General features: G+C 45.4%; 12 protein-coding genes. 1 reads left to right on the top strand and 11 read right to left on the bottom strand.

Annotation, left to right across the window (positions count from 1 at the left end; translation table 11 throughout):
• Window positions 1-23 precede the first annotated feature (23 nt).
• Window positions 24-1,988, bottom strand: coding sequence for a WG repeat-containing protein (locus MKX60_RS13790; RefSeq protein WP_076284600.1), 1,965 nt, complete (start codon window positions 1,986-1,988; stop codon window positions 24-26).
• A 270-nt stretch (window positions 1,989-2,258) separates the two neighbouring features.
• On the opposite strand from MKX60_RS13790, the gene MKX60_RS13785 reads away from it, so the two are divergent.
• Complete coding sequence (locus MKX60_RS13785) at window positions 2,259-2,495, top strand: hypothetical protein (RefSeq protein WP_341060099.1); 237 nt, start codon at window positions 2,259-2,261, stop codon at window positions 2,493-2,495.
• A gap of 844 nt (window positions 2,496-3,339) precedes the next feature.
• On the opposite strand, the gene mglC is transcribed toward MKX60_RS13785, so the two are convergent.
• The 10 genes from mglC to MKX60_RS13735 form a co-directional block, all read right to left on the bottom strand.
• Window positions 3,340-4,347, bottom strand: coding sequence for a galactose/methyl galactoside ABC transporter permease MglC (gene mglC, locus MKX60_RS13780; protein ID WP_341060098.1), 1,008 nt, complete (start codon window positions 4,345-4,347; stop codon window positions 3,340-3,342).
• A gap of 52 nt (window positions 4,348-4,399) precedes the next feature.
• A complete protein-coding gene (locus MKX60_RS13775; RefSeq protein ID WP_076284598.1) occupies window positions 4,400-5,911 on the bottom strand; it encodes a sugar ABC transporter ATP-binding protein in 1,512 nt (503 codons plus the stop codon).
• A 145-nt stretch (window positions 5,912-6,056) separates the two neighbouring features.
• Entirely contained in the window at window positions 6,057-7,133 is a 1,077-nt protein-coding gene (locus MKX60_RS13770; RefSeq protein ID WP_143764073.1) for a galactose ABC transporter substrate-binding protein, read from the bottom strand.
• A 283-nt stretch (window positions 7,134-7,416) separates the two neighbouring features.
• Window positions 7,417-8,439 carry a substrate-binding domain-containing protein gene (locus tag MKX60_RS13765; protein WP_076284597.1) on the bottom strand — a complete coding sequence of 341 codons (1,023 nt, stop codon included), beginning with the start codon at window positions 8,437-8,439 and terminating at the stop codon, window positions 7,417-7,419.
• A complete protein-coding gene (locus tag MKX60_RS13760) occupies window positions 8,436-10,265 on the bottom strand; it encodes a sensor histidine kinase (RefSeq protein ID WP_081382893.1) in 1,830 nt (609 codons plus the stop codon). Before MKX60_RS13760 ends, MKX60_RS13765 begins: the two co-directional genes overlap by 4 nt.
• Before the next feature lie 2 nt (window positions 10,266-10,267).
• Window positions 10,268-11,920, bottom strand: coding sequence for a response regulator (locus tag MKX60_RS13755; protein ID WP_076299597.1), 1,653 nt, complete (start codon window positions 11,918-11,920; stop codon window positions 10,268-10,270).
• A gap of 157 nt (window positions 11,921-12,077) precedes the next feature.
• Window positions 12,078-12,542 (bottom strand): GNAT family N-acetyltransferase, encoded by a 465-nt coding sequence (locus MKX60_RS13750; protein ID WP_231573317.1) that lies wholly within the window; start codon window positions 12,540-12,542, stop codon window positions 12,078-12,080.
• On the bottom strand, window positions 12,532-13,722 hold the full coding sequence (purT, locus tag MKX60_RS13745) for a formate-dependent phosphoribosylglycinamide formyltransferase (RefSeq protein ID WP_339271732.1): 1,191 nt from the start codon (window positions 13,720-13,722) through the stop codon (window positions 12,532-12,534). Before purT ends, MKX60_RS13750 begins: the two co-directional genes overlap by 11 nt.
• 149 nt (window positions 13,723-13,871) lie before the next feature.
• Entirely contained in the window at window positions 13,872-15,908 is a 2,037-nt protein-coding gene (locus tag MKX60_RS13740) for a dynamin family protein (protein WP_341060097.1), read from the bottom strand.
• Complete coding sequence (locus MKX60_RS13735) at window positions 15,905-17,557, bottom strand: dynamin family protein (protein ID WP_341060096.1); 1,653 nt, start codon at window positions 17,555-17,557, stop codon at window positions 15,905-15,907. The genes MKX60_RS13740 and MKX60_RS13735 overlap by 4 nt, the downstream gene beginning before the upstream one ends.
• Window positions 17,558-17,884 lie beyond the last annotated feature (327 nt).

Genomic DNA, 17,884 nt, shown 5'->3' with positions numbered 1-17,884 from the left:
GTGTGCTAATAGATAATAAGTAACTAGTGAAACGATTGCCAAAATTCTCCCTCAGTAGAGATAAGTCCCATAATTTCTGCATAAGGAATACGGAAAGTAGGAAAACCCGCAGAATAAGGAGCAATCTCATAAGGTGCGAAATAAAGATATAACGCTTCATTATCTACAAAGAAAGGCTGAGCTGAGGTAATTCCTTTATACGTATCCGGAAAAACATAGGAGTACTCAGGATCGTTTTCAATCTGCTTACCTACGATTTTACTGAGCTTCTCCACGTATCTACTTCCTGGCTTGAACAAATCACCTAGCTTATAGAACCTTCCGTTACGTACATTAGTATGTGTATAGATTTTGGTAGGCATGCCGTGGGCTGCTCCAAAAGGATAACGGTAACCCGTTAACTCCAGCACTAGAAGGTTTTTGCGGAAAAAGGACACTGAAAAATCACCATTATAACTGAAATCCTGTGTTGCTCCATTACTACCTGGGTCTTCGACTAGCGAAAGCTTCCGTAATTTATCATTAACCTCTCTAGAAACTTCCGCGCTTGCAATTCCTTCAACAACCGGATAGTAAACCAGATAATCCCTGTTCGGTTTGTACTTCTTCTCGACTACGGAATATGGAGGTCTCAGTGGGATGACTCCATTTTGCCTCCAAATCTGCTTCCCTTGACGATCATAATATGCTGTACGTTGATCTATATCTGCTCTAATTAGGCGTCCACTGAGGGTAAGTGTTCCCGTCCCTTGAATAACTGGAGGCTGAGCTGCTCTTTTTCCAGTTCGATCTATAAAAAAAGTCTCCTTAGCATCATATACAGATGCCAGTCCGTCCTGATAATTATTCACACCAAGCAGGGTATGATTGCTCAGAATTGCTCCTGTCTCTGCATCAGCGATAATGTAACGTGAGCCTCGATAAGGTTGACTAGGGAATATTGGTGTTCCTATAGCTGCTCTACCTTCACCAAGCTGCAGGACTTCATAATATTTCGCGGGGATAATCATTTTTCCTTGTTTATCAATCAGCCCGTAGGCGTTGCCATAGTTCTCAGCGGTATTCACCACTGCACGCCCCTCAGAGAAAGGTAAGGCAGAAGTAAATTGTGGCTGAATAGCTACTGTTCCATCCGTGTTTAAATAGCCGTACTTACCGTTCTCAGTCGCTTGATAGGAGAGCAGCCCATCACCCGGACTCCCTACGAATGGGTGATTGTACGTATAGAGAATCTTCCCTTCAGGATCAATGAGTGCGTACTCTCCCTCTTTAATCTTGACCAAAGCCACACCATTCATGAAATCATTGGCGTCCACATAAATTGCAGGCAAAACCTCTTTGCCTTGCGCATCTACATACCCATATAGTGATGGACCACCCGTTGTATTTTGTTTCGAAAATAATGCAAGTCCCTCATGCAATGAGTTTAGATAATCATAACGGGCTGGAGTCACCTCTTTACCTTTTTCATCGATAAATGTGTACCCTTTCGCATCTGATACTACTGCGCGTCCTTCCGAAAAAGGGGCAATAAACGAGTAAATGGGCTTCACCCGCTCCCTTCCAGAGCTGTCGATCAGTCCGCTACTGTTTTTTCGTTGTACAATTGCTAGCCCGTTCTTCTGAAAATCCTCAGCATATTCGTATCTAGGTTCAATCTGAGCACGACCTTCGTCGTTAATATATCCCCAGAGCATACCCTCTTTAAGATTAAAGGGCGCCGGATGTAGCCCAGTATTCCTTAATTCGTCATCAACCCACTCCGGTAATACATACGGCGTCTCATAAGGCTTATTAGAGTAGTCTACACGATATAATCCCGCCTCTGCCGGGATCGTAACGAACAGCTCCTCTTCTGTGCGTATGAAATCTTCTTCTTGCTGCGTAATATATTCGTTCCAGCCAATGCCGTCCCATCTCCATACATCCGCTTGCAATGGACCATTGTCATTCCCTTTCCCCAGCTCATTCAATCTAATCCTTAACATCGAGTCGCTCCCCTTTAACAAAGGCATTTGCCTATAGAATATGGGAGAATGTTGGTTTATGTGATTTTGATCTTTGAGGTGTGGGAGAAGGGTTAGGGTGTGTAATAGGTGTTGCGTGAGGGAGAACGTGACGGCGAGACTGAAAGCTGTGCAAGTGGTGAGGCGGGGCTTGCGTGAGCGGACTAACGGGCGGAGGGACTTGGATAGAGCACGCCTGGAGCGAGGAGTAACGTAGGATGTGCAGAGTAAGTATGTGGGTGGGTTTGATTTGTGCGAGATGTGCTGAGCGAGCACGGAAGTGCGATTGATGTGATGATGCGGTATGTGCTGAGCGGCCGCTCCACGAACGGAACGTTGCTCCCATCGCTGCTGTCTCCAAATTCCTTGATTTGTACCTCAGTTTCGGATGAAATTCGGAGACATAGGCGAACGCTACCGCTTGTACGCAATCATTCCGTTCTCTCCGCTGCTATCAGCGTGTTTCGTCAACACTATCTCACTATGTAGCTCGTTTCTATCGATTCATGGCAGTTACACCTCCTGTTCTTCCACAGCAGCTCGTTTCGGTATTTCTGGGGCATTTATACCCCTAATTCTTCCACTATGGCACTTTCCCGCTATTTCTGGGGTATTTATGCCCTTTATTCTTCCACTTTGGCTCTTTTCCGCTATTTCTGGGGTATTTATGCCCTTGTTTCTTCATGCATCCGCTTCAAATAACTCAACTCCGCCGATTCTACGGGATTTATACCGTTCTTTTACCACTTGTAGCTCATTTCAGCTGATTCTACGGGATTTATACCGTTCATTTGCCACATTTCAAACAAAAACAAGTGAAGTGTCTGCATGTAATATAAGTTGGTCTTAGACGTGGCTAAATCGCTATAGGGTTACTGGCGGCAGTAGGAGAAGGTGTTCGCACGATATTGTTGTAGCGGTATTGGATATAGTGATGTTGGTTGTGACGGTGTTAGTTGTAGCAGTATTGTTGTAGCAGTGTTGTTGCGGCAGTTTTAGTTATAACAGTTTTAGTTATAGCAGTTTTGGTTGTCGCAATTTTATTTGTGACAGTGTTAGTTGTTTGTTTTACCTGCTACTTTTTCGAAGCGAAGCCATCGAAAAAGGCATGCCAAAAAGCGTTTGCGATAACTAGCAAACGCTTTTTCTGCCCTACCCCAGCGAGGTGATAAGGATAACGGAGGGGAATTTTGGAGCTGTAGAAACGAAGTGGTCGCCTTTGTTCTCAGATTCCAACCGCTAACGCGGTATCAATCAAGGAATCTGAGAACAACAGCGATCGTAAGCCCAATATTCCCCGGAGTTAGCCCTTAATCACCACGCGACCACGCTGCTACATCTTCGAAGAGTACTTCCGCATATCAAATGCGACAGCGGCTATAATAATCAAACCTTTGATAATCAACTGATAGTACGGGCTAATACCGATAAAGGTCAGACCGTAGTTAATGAGAGTAAAGATGATAACCCCCACTAGAACACCCGGCACAGTACCGATACCCCCGGTTGTAGATACACCACCAACTACACAAGCTGCAATGGCATCAAGCTCATACATGTTACCGTAGTTATTAGTTGCTCCACCTGTTCTAGCAGCTTCCAGAACGCCTGCCAGACCATAAAGCGCACCAGCAATGGCATAGATGTAAATCAGGTTCTTGGAAACATCGATACCGGATACTTTAGCTGCCTGCATATTTCCGCCAATCGCATACATGTTCTTACCCAGCTTAGTTTTATTAAATACCACCCACACAATGGCGGCGACACCCAAGGCTATCAGCACGATATACGGGATTGAATATTGGCCGCTCCCGATGAAGCCCGAGCCGATCTTGGTGAAATCAGGACGCAGACCACCGATTGGCTGGGATTGGTTAGGATCCATATCGAAGTACAGGGAGTTCAGCCCGTACACGATGAGCATTGTACCCAGGGTAGCGATAAATGGCGGAACGTGAAGCTTGGAAACGACAATACCATTTATAAGTCCACAGAGAAGACCAGCAATGATAGCAATTGCTATAGGAAGGATTACTTCCACTTGCGGAAGATCTGGAAAAAACCGACGGGAATAGTCTGGGATTTGCAGCATCGAAGCGGAGATAACCGCCGTAAAACCAACCACCCGTCCAGCGGACAAGTCAGTACCTGCCGTAATAAGGATAAAGGCAACCCCAAGTGCGATGATAACGCGTGTAGACGACTGAATCAGTACGTCACGTAGGGTGTTGATGGACATAAAGTTTGGATCATATATGATGATCCCCATAATCAGCAGTACCAGCACAATGTAAATTGCGTTTTGAGTCACAAAGGATTGAGCTTTTTTAACGTTCATTAGTAGTGATCCCCCTTAAAATTACGCAAGCATATTCTCCTATCCGCACTCCTTAATGCTGTGCAGCGAGACGCATAACTTCGGTTTCCGTAGCTTGCTCGCCTTCTAATATTCCTGTAAGTCGTCCTTCCGACATGACCATTACACGGTCAGACATTCCGAGCAGCTCCGGCATTTCAGAGGAGATCATAATGATACTCTTCCCTTGCTGGGCCAAGTCGGCAATTATGGAGTAAATCTCGAATTTAGCCCCTACGTCGATACCACGGGTCGGCTCGTCCAGAAGCAGGATTTCGGGCTCAGTAAGCAGCCATCTGGCGAGTAGCACCTTTTGCTGATTACCACCAGAAAGATTCATGATTAACGTTTTGGTTGTAGGTGTTTTAGTTCGTAATTTTTCAATCATTTTATCTACTTCAACTTTTTTCTTCTTGCTATTCAGCAAGAGGTACGGTTTTTGGTAACGATGGAGATTAGCAATCGCACCATTCTCATGGACAGATAAAACTGGGAAGATACCGGTTACACGACGCTCTTCGGTAAGCAAAGCCATTCCGTGTTTCTTAGCATCTTTCGGAGAATTAATAGTAACAACCTTGCCTTTAATAGAGATCGTTCCGGATTTCAAGGCTCGCAAACCGAACAACGCCTCAATTACCTCAGTTCTCTGGGCACCTACCAGACCCCCAACACCAAGGACCTCTCCACGTCTTAATTCGAAAGACACATCTTTAAAAGATCTTTCCTCCGGAGAGGTTAAGCCTTCCACTTTCATGTATACTTCACCAGGTACGTTGAAGCGTTCAGGGAAACGGCTGGTCAAATCGCGGCCCACCATTTTTGAAATGATAATATCTGTAGTTAATTCCGCCGCTGGCCAGGTTCCGATTTTTTTACCGTCACGCATAATAGTAACTTCGTCAGAGATTGCGAGAATCTCTTCCATTTTGTGAGATATATAGATAATAGCTACGCCTCTACTTCTGAGATCCCGTATGATCCGGAATAAATGTTCCACCTCCACACTGGTTAAGGAAGAAGTGGGTTCATCCATTACAATAACTCGGGAGTGAAAAGAGACAGCCTTCGCAATTTCAATGGATTGGATTTTGGATACGGAAAGCTTACCCACTAATGTTTCGGGATTCAGGTCGATATCCAGATCTTTAAACAAATTTTCTGTATCAGTGAACATTTTCTTATGGTCAATAAACTGAATCGGTCCGATTCCCTTCGTTGGAAAACGTCCTAGCCAGATATTCTCCATAACACTACGGAACGGCACGGGATGCAGCTCCTGGTGAATCATCGAAATACCACTTTTTAACGCATCATTTGAACTGCTGATAGAAGCCTTCTCGCCATCCAAAAAGATCTCACCGGCATCCGGTGAATAAATACCAAAAAGACATTTCATAAGTGTGGACTTACCTGCACCATTCTCACCCATAAGTGCATGCACCGAACCCGGTCTTACTTTTAAACTAACATCGTCCAGCGCTTTAACGCCGGGGAATTCTTTAGTAATGTTGTTCATTTCCAGCAAAAACTCAGCTTTTTCCATGTTGTTACGCCCCCTACGCTTTTTTTCTTTTTTATGAGAGGCACAGCGGTTCCATCCTGTTCCCTGCCTAAAAGAAATACCGAGGAGCGGTTATCCGCTCCCCGTGCTGTCATATGATCATGAGTAACTCTGTAGCCGATGTTAATTACTTAGCGTCAGCTATGTTGTCTTTCGTAATCTTTTTGTAGGAAATCCATACGTATTGGTTGTCAGTGATATCAAAGCCTACATTGTCTTTCGAAGGCGTTTCGCCTTTAGCAAGCAGAGCAGCAACTGTGATGGCAGCCTTACCTTGGTTGTTCGCATCATTCAGCACCGTACCGAGCATTGTTCCATCTTCCAGCGCTTGAATCGCAGGAGCAGTTGCATCCACACCTACTACCGGCATGAATTTGTCACCCGTAAAGTAGCCTGAAGCTTTCAGAGCTTCGATTGCACCGAGGGCCATATCATCGTTGTTAGCAAGAACAGCTTCAATTTTGTCGCCGTGGGAGCCAAGGAATGCCGCCATTTTTTCTTGTCCTTTTACGCGATCCCACATTGCTGTATCTTCAGCCAGCTTCTCTACCTTGATTCCTGCATCTTCGATAGCTTGAATAGAGTAAGTAGTACGAAGCTCAGCATCTTGGTGTCCTGGTTCACCTTTCAGCATTACATATTGGAGAACTCCGTCGCCGTTCTTGTCCGCTTCAGGATGTGCTTTCCAGTAGTCAACAATCAGTTGGCCGGACATTGTACCGGACTCTTCTGCTTTCGCACCTACATAATAAACTTTATCCCATTTCTTCATATCTTCAGGAAGCGGTTCGCGGTTAAGGAATACCACTGGAATGTTTGCTGTTTTTGCTTTTTCGATAATGACGCCAGCAGCTGTACGGTCAACTGGGTTAATCAGCATCCCGTTATATTTTTTAGTGATGAATAAGTCAACCTTGTCATTTTGTGTGGGTTGTGAATTTTGGCTATCTACAATATCTACTGTAGCGATGCCTTTAGCAGCACTATCGATAGCGTTACGAACACCTGTCATAAAAGTATCGTCAAATTTGTAAATGGCGACCCCAACTTTAGGCGTTTCTGTTGTAGTGCCCGAGTTCTCAGTCTTTGGAGCGTTAGTTGCCTTGTCTGTAGCACTATCTGTAGTTTTGTTGTTGCCACCACAGCCTGTCAGAGCAGCACCCAGCAAAGCACTAGCTAATAGAACGGAAGTGATTTTTTTCATTATTCATTGACCTCCTATTTATACTTCTTTTTTTGTTTGCCCCTGATCGTCTCGGGTACATCCATATTATGCCTCACCTGAAAACGCTTGCGAATATAAAATCCTACTCATTACTATAAAAATTCTAATGAACCCAAGAAGAAATATAAGGATGATTTTCATTAAAAATTTATACTTTCTTATATTCTAAAATAAAAAACGAATACCGCCCCATTCAAGGATGGTATCCGTTACACGAAACGTATAAGCATAAACGCCTTCGGCGCCTATTTTAAATCAGCTTCTATCTAACAAACGGAAATAACAGCTTTTGATTCTCTGGCCACAGCATATTGTCCAAATCAATTAGCTTTGTTCCTGTATCGACGCGTTCTGGTACATCGATTCCTTCGATCACTTCAACGGCATGTTTTACAGCCAAATACCCGTTGCTAAAAGGATTTTGGATCACTGTTGCTTGAACAGTACCGTCCTGCAGCAATTCCATCATGGAAGGAGAGCTATCAAAGGCTACCATTTTTATATTTTGCAGCCCCCGACTTTGGATAGCCATTGCCGCCCCCTGTGAAGCAGTCTCATTCAGGCTCGCGATTCCCCGAAGATTCGGATGCTTCAGCAGCATCAGTTGCGTAAGATCTTCTGCATCCTTAATACTGGAGGTCGTGTATGAAATCTCAACCACTTGTATATTCGGATAACGTGCAGTGTAATTTAAAAATCCCTTCTCCCGCTCCTCCGCGTCTCTTGCACCATACTCAATGCCGTTAGAAGACTCCAGCTTCTCACTCTGCGTTGAATTGGTGAAGTTAATAATGCCAACCTCGCCGTATCCTTTTAACAGCTTGATCAATCGTTCTGCAGATTTTTGACCCGCCTCATAGCCGTTCGAGCCAATATATGTCCTTACTCTTGCTGAACCTACTTCCGCATCTACGGATATGACAGGAATTTTGGAATACGCCGCCTGATCTACAACCTGAGCAAGCCCCATGTAACTACTTGCAGCTAAAATAATCACGTCTGCTTTTTCTTTTATGGAGTCCTGCACCATCTTCACCTGTTCTGTGATGTCACTCTCGGAGTCCGGAGCTTTGAAGGTTAGTTTGACGTTGAATTCCTGCGCTGCAGCTTCTGCTCCCAATTTAACCGTATTCCAGTAATCGCCCCTGTTCATTTTCACAATAAGATGAATATTACGGGTCTTATTTGTATTGATGTAATTGGGCGCTGAATTAAAACAAGAGGTAACTGTAGTCCATAACACCGCACACATTAACAAGGTTAGCCAAAAACGAAAGGTTTTCATGACGATGTCTCATCCTCCTTAAGCCCTTCATTGCCTTCGCCTTTTGCTAGTGCCGGGAAGATAAGGGTAACCGTAGTGCCTTCTTCAATTTCACTTTCAAAAGAAAGTCCATATTCACGGCCATAGTACAACTCAATACGCTCATTCACATTTCTTACGCCTACCCCCGAACCACTCATACTCTTACTGCCGCCTGTCAAAATAACCTTCATAGTCTCCTTGGACATTCCTAATCCATTATCACTAATCCTTATAATGACAAGATTGTCCTTCAGTTCTGCTTGGATAGAGATAAAGCCTTCATCAGGCATCATTTCTATTCCGTGATACAAGGCATTCTCTACAATCGGCTGCAAAATCAGCTTAATCGTCTGACACTGCAGTACTTCATCTTGTGCAATGATCTCGTAGCGGAATTTATTTTTAAAACGAAAGCTCTGAATGACAAGATAATGACGAATATGATCAAGCTCTTCCTGCACGGTAATCATATTATTCCCTTTGCTTAGACTAATTCGGAAAAACTTAGATAAAGATTGAATCATTGTAACGACCTCCTCCGTCTTACCACGCTCAGCAAGCCGGATCACAGAGTTCAAAGTATTGTACAAAAAGTGTGGATTAATCTGGGATTGCAGAACTTCAAGCTCACCCTTACGTTTCGTCTCTTGTTCATAAATAATTTGATCCATCAATTGACGAATACGCTGTAGCATGAGGTTAAAGCGTTTAGACAACTGTTCTACCTCATAGGCGCCACTCACATCGATTCGAGTATTAAGATCCCCTTCTCCTACCTGCTGAAGTGTCCGTTCCAGCTTACGGATCGGGCGGGCAATTCGCGCAGACAAAACGACAGATACGATAATTACACATAAAATAACTACCGCTAAGAACCAGGATAAAAAGGTGTTCAGATCACGCTTGGTGGTCACGATCTCGTCATAATAAGCAACACCTACTATTTTCCACCCGGTCTGTTCTAACGTACGTACTGTAATAAATCGTTTTTCACCTGTAGACTCATCCAAATAGCTACGATAAGCATATTCCAATACCGGCTCCACATTCTCATACTTTAAACCAGCATAAATAAGCTGCTGCTGCGGATGATACACGATGTTGCCTAACTGATCGAGGATGTAAGCGTATCCTCTTTTACCAAGCTTAACCTGCTTACTCAGCTCATCTATGGTGCGAAAGTTAAAATCCATCAGGAGGATACCCGTTTTTAGGACTCCATTTTCCTGATATTGAATGAGTTTACTGATCGACACGACCCAAATGTATTGACCTTTAAACAAGTTCTGAATATGGGGCGCTGAATAGGAGATCTCCGATGTTCTTTTGGCCGTAGTAAACCAACTCTGAGTTTCTAACTGTGTGTTGCTGCGCAGCTTCTGTCCTGCTGTACCCACGACGTATTTCCCCTGAGGAGTAAAAACCGCTGCAGAAACCAGATCCTCTCTACTTCCCATTAACATCGCCATTCTTTCCATCAGTAAAGCGGAGTCCACGGAGGGACTATTCGTAATTTGATCTTCTGCGGTTTCAAAAATATTTCGCATACCTTTTACATAAAGCTCCAAATTATAGTTCACTTGCTCAATAATCTGCTGCATATTCATATTGGCATTTTCTTCTGCTGTCTTCGCAAACTTGTTATACAGCATAAGACTAACAACGACGGCTACTAGAACGGCAACGGATGTAAAAGTGAGCGTAATTGTCACTTGAATGCTCCGCAGCTTGGAGGACAATCGACGTTTCCCCCCTTTGGGATGCTGCGGCCGAAGTCGAAAAGAATAGGACTTTTCTTGCCGCATGACTACCCTCCTCTGGAGCTATTTTTATACTCTTTGGGAGACTGACCATATTTTTTACGGAAGCAAAAGCTAAAATAGTTAGGATCAGCAAAGCCAATTTTCTCAGCGATTTCAAAAGCCTTCAGTTCCGTGGACCGTAAAAGCTCCTTTGCTGCCTCTAATCGGATTTGCAAGAGATAACTAACGAATGTCATCTTCATTTCCTTCTTAAAAATACTGCTAAAATAACCCGTACTAATATGTAAATGCTGGCAAACCTTTCCGATAGAAATATCTGATTCCTCATAGTGGCTACGGATATAATCTTTAGCTTCATCAATAAGCAGTTTATAGCTGGATTGGCGTTCTAAAGCAATGGAGTCCATTAGTCGGCTGCAGATCGTAATAATCCACTGCTTGGCTTCACTCATACTATTGAATTTATTCATATCGGTTAATGAAGAAATGCCAGATCCTACGAATTTAGCAGCATCACTACCGGATTCTTTGGCTACACGCAGGATGGATGTAATAATCTCCAGCAAAAAAATCTGATAATCCTGAGTAGATACCTGCTCAGCATCTAATCCGCCAAATAACTCCTCAACGACTTCCTTAAGCTCCTGTACGGTTCCCATCTTAATGGTTCGGATTAAGGACTGCTGGGTCAGTTCATCATAGGTCAAGAATGTATTCGAACGTGACTCCACATCCTCGATCCAAATGACTCGGTTATTGCCGAGAATGAGCCGATAATCTAACGCTTGCATGGCATCTCCAAAGGAGTTAAATAGCATAGCCGGCGAGTGACACACCGTTCCAGAACCAGCGGTTACCGTTAGCTTTAGAAACCGCTGCACATTGTGGCGGATTTCTTCTAGAATCTCAAAGGTCTTCCCCGTAATTTCAGCTTCTTCACCTGCATCACAAATGGAAAGGAGCACTACCTCATCACGATGGATAAACACCCTGCCAAAACTATGCTTAGTACATAGTTCTTCTGCAATATTCAGCACAGCGAATAGCTGTAAATTCCTCTCTCCTGTATCACGTAAAGAAATTTGCTTACCTGAGATATGTCCAACCGTTTCCCGCTCTGGACGAATATAATCCACACTAATTACCGAGGCTTGGAACCATTTTCCATGTAGATCTATTCCGTATTCCGAGCTTTTCTCGTCTATTTCATTCATTCGTAGCTTGCGTGAAACTAGTGAAGATAAGAACTGTTCACGCAGTACAGGCAGACTTTTTCGATAATGCTCGCTGAGTACAAAAACATTTTCTTTCTCTGCGATTTCAGCCTCTATGGTGGCTCTAACCTTAACAAGAACATCAATCAATTCCTGAGAAGAAAACGGTTTCAAAATATACTCATCAATTTGTAGTTTAATCGCCTTCTGTGCATATTCAAATTCATCATACCCCGTCAGAATAATGATCTTGGTATTAGGATGCCGATCGCGAATCCATTCCGCCAGCTGCAGCCCGTTCATAAAAGGCATTTGAATATCAGTCACCACTACATCCGGGAGCAAACGATCTATCGCATCCGCTGCCTCTCGTCCATTCTCCGCCTGTTCTACAATTTCGAAACCATAGTGCTCCCAATCAATCTGCCCGATGACCCCTTCTCTAACATCTTCTTCATCTTCAGCAAGAATTAACTTGTACATTTCTCATCCCTCTTTGGAAAAGATTTATTTAACTGTCGTAAAATTCATTCTATATGATTCAAACTATTCCATCTATGGTTAAGTTATTTAAATAGATTTTGAGCAAAAAAAACCATCCCGCCGTAGCTGGGATGGGGATGATCGGAACCTATAAGTATTATAGCAACGCTTTGTTAAAGCGATAGCCTGCTGTCTTTTCGAAACCTAGATGACGATAAAAAGCATGTGCCGGTGCGCGTTCTACGCGGTTACCACTTCTCAAGAAGAGCTGACAGCAACCTTGCTCACGTGCCCATTCTTCAGCTGCGGCCACAAGTCTTTTACCGAGTCCGTTTCCTCTGAGTTCTTCTGATACGATAAGTGCAGTAATCTCAGTGATACAATCTGTCTGTTTGTAATACGAGATTACCTGTCTAAGACCGACCATTCCCACAACTTCATTGTTTAGTTCTGCAACAAGCGTGCATTGGAGATGGTTATTCTCCATGCTTTCCAGTCTCTCTTTCATCACGCTAAGCGTTGTTGGATAGCCGAATTCACGCAGAAGCGCTGTCACTCTCTCCAGATCATTCAAGCCGCATTTGCGAATTTCCAGTACAGGTGCCATGGTACTACTGTTCATCCTCATTTACCTCCACTTTTAGCATAGACGCTGCCTGCTTGGCTACCGTCCGCGCGATTTCCACATTTTCCGCCGCACTTAACGCTACAGCCATCCGCCGCCCTGGACGGACTTCTGGTTTACCAAACACCCGAACCTGAGTCCTAGGTAGTTCCAAAGCTTCACCAATTCCGGTCACAACAAAAGCTCGTCCTTCTCCTTCAGCCTTCAGCGTAGCTGAGGCACCTGGTGTCAGTAATTGTACTGACTGGACTGGAAAACCAAGAATAGCTCTGACATGCACTGCAAATTGAGATAAATCCTGCGTTGCCATCGTTACCATCCCCGTATCATGAGGTCTAGGGGACACTTCACTAAACAATACGCCTCGATCCGTCAAGAAAAGCTCCACTCCAAAAATACCAAAACCTCCGAGCTGATCGGTAACTGCCTTGGCAATAGACTGAGCTTCATCCAAAAGTTCCGCCTTCATAAAGTGAGGCTGCCATGATTCGACATAATCCCCGTCCTTCTGAATATGCCCAATAGGTGGACAAAATATCGTGCCAGACACGGACCGCACCGTTAAAAGTGTAATCTCGCTTTCAAAGGTAACGAATGCCTCTACGATAACACGAGTCCCTTTAGCTCTCGCTCCATCCAAAGCAGTGTTCCAGCATTCTTCCGCATCCTCCGGTCTTTTGCAAACACTCTGACCTTTACCGGAAGAACTCATAATCGGCTTGATGACACAAGGAGTGCCTAGTTCTGCAACGGCTTGATGCAGTTCTTCCAGACTATCTGCAAAACGATAATCCGCTGTTGGCAATCCAAGTTCTTCAGCAGCAAGTCGGCGAATGCCTTCTCTGTCCATGGTCAGACGAGCCGCTCGTGCGGTCGGAACAACGAAGAAACCTTCCTCTTCAAGCTCTTGAAGAGCATGAGTAGCGATTGCTTCAATCTCCGGAACAATAACATCCGGTTTTTCTGAGCGAATAAGCGTTTTAAGCGCCTCTGCATCCAGCATATCAATAACATGTGAACGATGAGCCACACCCATCGCTGGTGCATCGCTATAACGGTCTACAGCTACGGTCTCTACGCCAAGACGTTGAGCTTCGATTATGACTTCCTTACCCAGTTCCCCGCTGCCCAGTAGCAGCAGCTTGCGGCTTTGAGCTGAAAAAGGAGCTCCCCACATTGTCGATTTCAACCTCTTTCGGCAAATTGACTATCTCGTTTCCATAAATTTCTGAAAACAAAACAGTTTCATTGTATATTTTCAGGCTTCTTTATTTTCATCCATCATACGCCAGATTGCAAGTGTTCTTCGACAATTTCCTACAAATTTCAAAGATTTTTGTCTAATCTATCAACGAAAGATTGTTCCAAGTGAGATAATTGGTGACCTAATTGACCCCAATGATCTGCGGATTCACCCCCTTTAAGGAGATCTAACATCGCTTTCTCTTGCTCCGCTAACCCTTCTTGTAGGCGTTCTGCAGCAACCTTTAATTCTCTGGTTATGCAATCGACATAATGCGCAAGCAATTTTTTCTTCTGCTCTGCAGCCGCAACATTAACAGCTTCTTTCACAAGAGGCTCAGCCGCACCTTTGACTTGCTCCCGGCCAGCGCCTTCAAAGAAATAGCGAGGGGATTTGAAATGTCCCCATAAGGTTGGCCATTCCACGGACTGAAGCTGGCATTCCAGCTCACTAGGAGAAGGCCATGCTGCTTCTTCATTCTCCATCAGATGAAACTCTTGAGTAGAGAAAAACAGCTCAGTAGCAGCCGCTTCAGCCGCTTCATGAACAAGTCTACGCCCGGTACTTTCTAGTCGCAGCGTTGTCGCCCACAGCTCTTGCTCCAATTCACGCTTAGTGGTACGCATCAGCTCTGCACCACACGCAGCGAAGATAGCTTTTAAATTTCCTGCGTCCTCACGTAATAATGAGGGGTGGAAAGATTCCTGAAAATTTCTGGTGAAGGAGAAGCTAATTCGTTGACAGACATGATAGATCAGTTCCTCACCTTCATGAACAAGATCTCTGCTAGGACGTTCTTCGGTCTCCAATAGGGAAAGTCTCTTCATAGCTAGCTGACGACGTTCTTGCATTTCTTTTAATCCTGCTTCACGCTCGTTTGCCGCCATGGAAGCGAGATTCTGCCACTCTTCCGCCCTGCGGCGAACAGATGCGATGCTCTCTGCAGCTGCGTTAAGTGAAAGCTGAGGAAGTTCATCTCCCGCAAAGCTTGATAAGGCTTGCTCAAAATGATGGAAACGGGAAGCCTCATAGCGTTCATAATCATGCTGAGTTTTACCTTCCAGAGCAAGCAAGCTAGAGAGTGCATAAATTCTCGGCGAGCGTAGGCCGCCTGCACGTAAATTTTGAGCAACATGTTCTCGTACCTCTTCCAATTCATCTTCGCCTGAAGCAAGATCAGAAGCGTTGATAATAAAGAACATTTTATCAAGTGCAAAGCTATCTTTAATTCGGCCTAGCTGCGCAAGCAGACCTCGATCTGCTTTTGAAAAGGCGTGGTTGTAATAGGTAACAAAACAAATCGCGTCTGCGTTTTTCATGTAATTAAAGGTTACGCCTGTATGACGAGCATGCAATGAGTCGGCTCCTGGTGTATCCACGAGTACAATTCCGCTTTCGGTCAATGGACAGGCATAATACAAATCAATCCCCTGCACAAAACAGGCTCGGGTCTCCTCCGCTACAAGGCCTCGGTATTCTTCTAAATCAACCGTTCGCACCGTTCCCAGCAAGGGCTCAGCTTCTGCCCAGCCAGCCGCTGCTGCCCTTAGAAATCCAGCATGTGGCAACGCAGAGGGATGAACTCCCCTAGCAGGCAAGCTTGCTAGAACTGTTGTCCATGAGTTTTGCTGTGGTTCTCCTAGTTGCAGCACACTGAAAGAATGGCAGATGTCATCCCAGAAATCTGCCATGGTCTTCATTGTGACAACCGCGCTGGCATGGCGGAAGTCACCTTCCGGCGCCAATATGCGGTTGACCGCAGCCGTGGCGGGATGTGGAGACACGGGCAGCACTTCTTCGCCGAGCAAAGCGTTGGCGAAGGAGGACTTACCCGCGCTGAATGCACCAAACAGCGCGAGGGTAAAGCGGCCGCCGGCGAGATCCTCCGCCCGTGCGGCCAGACTCCGCGCCGCCGATGCCATCGCTGGCTCGCGGCGCAGCAGCTCTGCCGCAGCCGCCAGCGCGTCAGCGGCTGCCGATAGCCGGCGGCGTCCGCCCGCCGGTGAAGCCGTTCCCGCCGCCCAATTTGCGGCGGCGGCACTTCCAGCCGCGACGTTTTGCGGCGGCTGGACCTCCCGCGGTGCGGCGCTTTGCGCAGCCGCTCGCGGGGTTACCCTCACCTCCGGCAGGATGCCGGGGGTGAGGGCCGGCGCGGCGGCAGCAGCGCCGCGAGCTCGTGCGCGCGGGCAGCTGCCGCGCGGTCCAGCGCGGCTAGCGCGTCAACGGCGCGCGCCTGCCGCGCAAGAGCCTGTTCGCGGCGCTGGAGTACGGCACGCTGCTCCTCCATGAGCGGCGGCAGCTTCGCTAACAGCTCATCGCTCACCGCTAACGCGGCACGGCGGAACTGGCTCTTAATATCAGCCGCAAGTGTGCGGCAGAAATTGAGCAGCGTCTCGCCGCTATACCCCGTTCCCGGCTTAACTGCAGCCGCCAGCCACTCCTGGCTCACCGCCGGGAATCCTTGCTTCAGAGTCGTCTCCGCCTCCTCCTCCCACAGCCCGAGATTCTCCGCCCAATCACGTACCAGCTGAATCAAATGCCATTCCAGCTGAGCGGAAACCTCTCGGGTCAACAGTCCTTGCCAGACTGCCAATCGTTTACTTTGTTCCTTCTCCCGCCGTGCAGCCGTAGAGAATAACCCTAATCGAAACGTAGGGCTAGCACTTTCCATATAACTTCCCGACGCCTCTCTTACATCTGCAGGCATTAGATTAGCATTATTAAGTAAGGTGTCTAGGCCAGTTCGCAAACTCGCTCGTGACTGCTGAGGCAACGCCTCAAGTCGTTCCTTCTCTTCTTCGAGTGACTTCAGTTCATTCGTCACTGTCTCTGCATTCGTACCTTCTAGTTCTTCAAGGAGAGCTGCTCTTTCCTCCTGCTGATCTTCACGGAATGCAGTTAGAGAAGAATCCGCTGTATGATGAATAGAACGAGACAAGCTATATTGAAGGAGCTGTTCCTTTTGTTCCAACAGTTCGGTTATAAGGCTGAGTAGATGATCCCAATGATTAAGAGGATGCTCTTTCTTTTTGAGAGAGGTGAATAGAATTCCCGCACAATGAATCCCCCATTGTTCAAAAGCATTTTCAAGTTGACGTTTATATTCCTCAATGGAAATCTCTTGTTCCCTGTGCTTGTCGATCTGATTAACAATCAGATACAAAGGTTTACCCCAGTCACTAAGATTTTTAGCAAAGGCCAAATTATTCTCTGACTGTACATGGTTATAATCCATTACATAAAATACGACATCAGCTAAATGCAGCGCAGAGCGGGTGGCCGCCTGATGACCATCATCCGTCGAATCTACACCAGGTGTATCCAATAGTACGCCATCCTTGCCTAGCAGTGGTATCTCATTCCACACTTCAATTGCGGAATATTCACCACCATTTCGACAGTATTCTTGTAATTTTTCTGGAGTTGTCTCTATAGGAGCAGGATCATGTTTACTTCCTTCAACTCTAGGATAAATAAGCACTCGTGGAACTCCACTGCGAATAGAGACAATATTCGCACTAGTCGGCACAGGTCCAGAAGGCAGCACTGAACTGCCGCAAAGAAGATTGATCATACTGGATTTCCCTGCCGAAAAATGTCCGCAAAAAGCAAGGGTCAGCTCATTCCCACCCTCTTTATGTTGTAAATCTTCATATATACGTTCAGAGCCTTCATCACCCCAGCGATGCATTAATCCACGCAACTGGAAAAGCAGCGATGCCGTTTCACTTAATGTCTCTTTCTCGATTCTAACCTGTTCCGCTCTCACTGACTCTCCACCTCCACTGTTACCATCTAATCATGCTTTGAATATAACCCATTCAATAATACGAAATCAGACTCATTTTTAAAATATAAGAAAGTAAAAGTTTCACATTATCCTTATATTTCTCGCTTAAACGCTTACCGTCCTTATAAGGACGCCGAAGACGTTTATGCTTATTCAATGTTTATACAGGTGTAATTTCTGTGATGTCACGCAGAACCTTTTTTATAAATAATAATTACAGTTTATCACCAGTTTGACACAAATTAAATACACACTACTTACAAAATAACCTATCATCTCTTACGAAATGAGGTTATTCAAACATCT

Origin of the sequence: Paenibacillus sp. FSL R5-0914, assembly GCF_038004525.1 — a bacterium.
Taxonomy (GTDB): Bacteria; Bacillota; Bacilli; order Paenibacillales; family Paenibacillaceae; genus Paenibacillus_AQ.
Note: the sequence above shows the minus strand (reverse complement) of the source record. Positions and strands in the feature narration are given on the sequence as shown.

What these genes read in the sequence shown, in the direction of transcription:
- MKX60_RS13790 (WP_076284600.1), bottom strand. Translation starts at nt 1,988, where the DNA reads ATGTTAAGGATTAGATTGAATGAGCTGGGGAAAGGGAATGACAATGGT.
- mglC (WP_341060098.1), bottom strand. Translation starts at nt 4,347, where the DNA reads ATGAACGTTAAAAAAGCTCAATCCTTTGTGACTCAAAACGCAATTTAC.
- MKX60_RS13775 (WP_076284598.1), bottom strand. Translation starts at nt 5,911, where the DNA reads ATGGAAAAAGCTGAGTTTTTGCTGGAAATGAACAACATTACTAAAGAA.
- MKX60_RS13770 (WP_143764073.1), bottom strand. Translation starts at nt 7,133, where the DNA reads ATGAAAAAAATCACTTCCGTTCTATTAGCTAGTGCTTTGCTGGGTGCT.
- MKX60_RS13765 (WP_076284597.1), bottom strand. Translation starts at nt 8,439, where the DNA reads ATGAAAACCTTTCGTTTTTGGCTAACCTTGTTAATGTGTGCGGTGTTA.
- MKX60_RS13760 (WP_081382893.1), bottom strand. Translation starts at nt 10,265, where the DNA reads ATGCGGCAAGAAAAGTCCTATTCTTTTCGACTTCGGCCGCAGCATCCC.
- MKX60_RS13755 (WP_076299597.1), bottom strand. Translation starts at nt 11,920, where the DNA reads ATGTACAAGTTAATTCTTGCTGAAGATGAAGAAGATGTTAGAGAAGGG.
- MKX60_RS13750 (WP_231573317.1), bottom strand. Translation starts at nt 12,542, where the DNA reads ATGAACAGTAGTACCATGGCACCTGTACTGGAAATTCGCAAATGCGGC.
- purT (WP_339271732.1), bottom strand. Translation starts at nt 13,722, where the DNA reads ATGTGGGGAGCTCCTTTTTCAGCTCAAAGCCGCAAGCTGCTGCTACTG.